At 60.7% G+C, this 252-nt stretch carries 1 protein-coding gene; it reads left to right on the forward strand.

Features of this window, described 5'->3' with window-relative positions:
* Positions 1-252, forward strand: a 252-nt coding sequence (locus SB719_RS21535; RefSeq protein ID WP_412159941.1) for an NEL-type E3 ubiquitin ligase domain-containing protein, incomplete at both ends; no start/stop codon positions are given.

Genomic DNA, 252 nt, shown 5'->3' on the forward strand with positions numbered 1-252 from the left:
GGAGCGTCTCGACTTGCCACTGCAGGTGGGAGAAATGAGCTTCCTGGCGATCTCAGGCGTTCTGGATGCGGACCTGGCAGAAGCAGAGGCTGCGGTGCGGGATGCGGAAACGCCGGAAGAGATTGCCCGCTCCATGGTTGACCGTGAATTCTGGCAGGCGCACCTGGAGCGTTCTCATCCTGAACGATTCGCTGCGGTCGACCTGCCGTTCAGAAGGCAACTCGAAAGGGTGCTTGACGACGAAGCGCTGAG

The sequence above is a fragment of the Pantoea sp. SIMBA_079 genome, assembly GCF_046940275.1.
Lineage (GTDB): Bacteria > Pseudomonadota > Gammaproteobacteria > Enterobacterales > Enterobacteriaceae > Pantoea > Pantoea borealis.